Annotated in this window: 1 protein-coding gene; it reads left to right on the plus strand. The window is 45.4% G+C overall.

Annotated elements, in window-relative coordinates:
* The first annotated feature begins 99 nt into the window (after positions 1-99).
* Positions 100-1,080: a fimbrial protein gene (locus BLX41_RS05015; RefSeq protein ID WP_123724007.1), complete on the plus strand. Its 981-nt coding sequence runs from the start codon at positions 100-102 to the stop codon at positions 1,078-1,080.
* The last annotated feature ends 2,271 nt before the right edge of the window (positions 1,081-3,351 follow it).

Here is a 3,351-nt window from a genome sequence, read left to right on the forward strand (position 1 = left end):
AGAGGTTTGCATCCGCGTTTTAGTCGCTGTCAGACTTATCCGATAGCAAAAAGGTTTGCACCTAGCCACGATGAGGAAAAATCGTTCGAGTCTTGAAAAATGTCAGTAGCTATAAAATTGCTTTCGCCACTCCTGCTATTACTAACTGCGCTTCCCGCTACCGGCTATGCCCTTTCCTGCAAAAGCAGAGACGGCTCTACAGAAATTGTCGAAACGATAGGCGCTCCACTGGCCATTCCCGCAAATGCACCGAACGGCACAATTATTTGGGAATCGGAAGAGAGAACCGTCGATGTGGTCTGTAACGATGACTACAACATAAAGACATCAGAAAATATCTTTTTTTATGTAAATCCCGAAAAGAAAAACATCGGACAAGGTATTCAAATCGGAATTCGATTTAATAATAAAACAATTGTGCAAACCAGTGGCGCTGTCAGTACAGGGTATCAAACTGGAAAAATTTGTGATAAATCTAACAATTGTGAAAATTGGGGAGCCAATATTCAACTGAAGTTTACCGTATTCGTCCAAAAATTTGGTGCGGTACCCACCTCAGGCACTATCCAAGCGCTTAGTAATTATCGGGTTTTTCAGCTCGATGGCCGCGAAGGACTGAACACCCGTCCACAAAGTAACATCAATTACGTAGTGAACGGGTTAAGCAACATCCGTTTTGTAGCGTGCGAGCCAGACATAAAGATCACTCCCGAAACGCTGGACTTCGGTAGCATCTCCATTAAGGCGGTTCAAATTAACAAGGTTGTAGGCAGCAGGAGCTTCACTGTTGCCCTGAACAGATGGTGCGACACACCATACACCGTTAATGCGCGTTTCACCCCCTCTAAAGGCCAGATTCTTGAAGATAAATTGGTACCCAATGATAACCCCTCAGTTGGTATTAGCATTCGTAACTTGCAGAGCAATACTCAGGCACCTTTTGGTAAGTGGTTTAAATTGACCGATTTGAAAGAGAAGATCCATACTCATAATTTTGAAGCCGATTTAATATGGCTAAAAAACAATCCTATCGGTGGAAAATTCAATGCTGGCGTAACAATGGACTTATACTACCAGTAAACTGCATAACTTTTTGCCACCCAATCTTTAACGCCACTACCAGACAGAGTACTTAATCATTCCCCCCCCCACAAAACCAACAATAAAAAACACTCCTCAAAAAAGTAGAACTACACTCCACTCTAACAACCATACTTTCGATTCTGAGAGTGATAATACGCAGCAGCAATGCTTTTCGAGAGTGTAAATCGTTCATACGCTCCATATTTGGAAGTCCCGAGTTACTGCGGCAGCACAACCAATTGCTCAAGACTCTTGAGCAGCCAGCCCCAGACTCCGACCATTATTCACTGCCAATGCTCTATTCTTATTATTTTAAAGAAAAACTCAACACCCAACAAGCGTTAACAACGCTGACGGAACTCTACAGACCGCTTTTGTTAAGCCAGCGCAGTTCTATTCTGATGGATGTTATCTACTCGCATTCAAACGAAATTCTAAAGAGCTGAAAATCTAAGCTTACTTTAAAGCAGTTGCAATATTTAGTAGCAGATTTTCTGAACCCTCTTAATCTTCAAGTTCTTTCAAATCTATGGAGACCAAAAACCACTTACGTTAGAGCCAGGGCACAGCACGTGGCTGGCACCTAGTCAATCAGACGCCCCATGATGTGCGTAAGAAGCTGGTGATAACCTTTACCAATCTCTAATCTGGTTTACGTTTCCGAATTCTCTAGGCCTCCAAAATTTATCTTTATGGATTACTCTGACAGCCAAATTTTTTTTACCTCCCATCATGGGAGTTCATTCAACCGAGGACGCTCTCGGTGCGATTGCTCCCCCCACTGCTGTGCCTAACGAAACTGACGTTGCTGGCGACCCCTTGCACTAGCTTTGCATTGCAATGCTTAGAAAATGGCACCAACTCGTCGCAAATTACAGGGACTCTGGGTACCAGCCTGGCCATTCCTGCGGATATGCCGAATGGTACAATCATCTGGGAGTCCGAAGATAGAGAAATAAATATCCGCTGCATTGATGATTACCCCGCGGGAAGTTCGGATGGAGTGTACTTCCATTTTAACCCTGCGAACGCCATTGCGGGGCAAGGTATTCAAATCGGAATTCGCTATAAAATCAGAGTCTTACTCAAGGCTTCGGAAAGGTGGACACAGGAGAGTACTCCTGGAAAGGCTATAATTGGGCGAACTGCAAGGGTTGGGACAAGGCAGCATTCCCTTTGAAACTCAAAGTATTCATTGAAAAATTCGGTAGCGTTCCCAGCTCGGCTCTATAGAAATTTCCAGCTACCGCGCATTTTAACTCGATGGTGCAGGCAATCTGAATACAAGGCCAAACAGCAACAATAATTATGTGGTGACCGATATAAACAACATTCGTTTTGTTCCATGTGCGCCTAACTTGACAATCACCCGCAAAAAGGTGAATTTCGGCCGTACTCCCATCACAATGGTGCAGAGCGGCAAGGTTGCCAGCAGCAAAAATTTCACTCTTGATTTTGATCGTTCATGTGAAACACGTTATACGGTCAATGCACGTTTTACCGTTAAAGGGTAACGTCATCAACGGGCAATTGGTACCAATCGATAACCCATCAGTAGCCATCACGCTACATAATTTGAGCACTAATACCACGTGCCATTCAACCAGTGATTCAAGCTGACTGGGCTAACTGGAAAAGTTGCTAGACCGTCTATGACTAAATAATAAAGCTACCGCTGGCAAGTTTAATGCAGGCGCCGTAGTCGACATCTTTTACGAGTAATTAATTGAAACGTATTTTCTACTCACATTTTGCTCGAGACCTGACGAGGGCCGGCTCGTCGATTCTCAGGGAGGCACTTCAAAGTGGGCGACTCCGTCAACACAAGGCCATGATCTATTGGAGCGAACCACCACAGGTCGGCCAGGGTGGTAGATGTAGATCCACTCAGGCGGGTGCCGCGATGCAAGCAGCATGGCCTCCGAAGTCGTCATGTCGTTCCTAGAGACATCAAACGTGAACTGGTTATTAAATGAGATTGGCCCATAGCTGAGAGGCGATCTAAGAAAACCCCGCGATTTAGCTGTCTCGGAGTCGGCCGCTCCGCGTAGCTAATTGTCAGGGATGCATAGCCGCGGGAATGGCCATCAGGACATTTACCTGCCTGTATTGGCAGCTTCGATAAGCCATTGGCAAAGACCTTTTTGAGGGTGGTCTACGACCTTTTCCATGTGGTGTCCAAATATGGCCGAGAGGTGATTGATCTGGTCCGGGTCGACGAAGCTAACCGAGTGAGTCATGACAAGCCGGCTCGCAACGCCATCAAGC

It is taken from the genome of Pseudomonas protegens (assembly GCF_003732485.1).
Classification (GTDB): Bacteria; Pseudomonadota; Gammaproteobacteria; order Pseudomonadales; family Pseudomonadaceae; genus Aquipseudomonas; species Aquipseudomonas protegens_B.

Excerpts from the sequence above, each read along its gene's own strand:
- BLX41_RS05015 (WP_123724007.1), top strand. The coding sequence starts at position 100 with ATGTCAGTAGCTATAAAATTGCTTTCGCCACTCCTGCTATTACTAACT.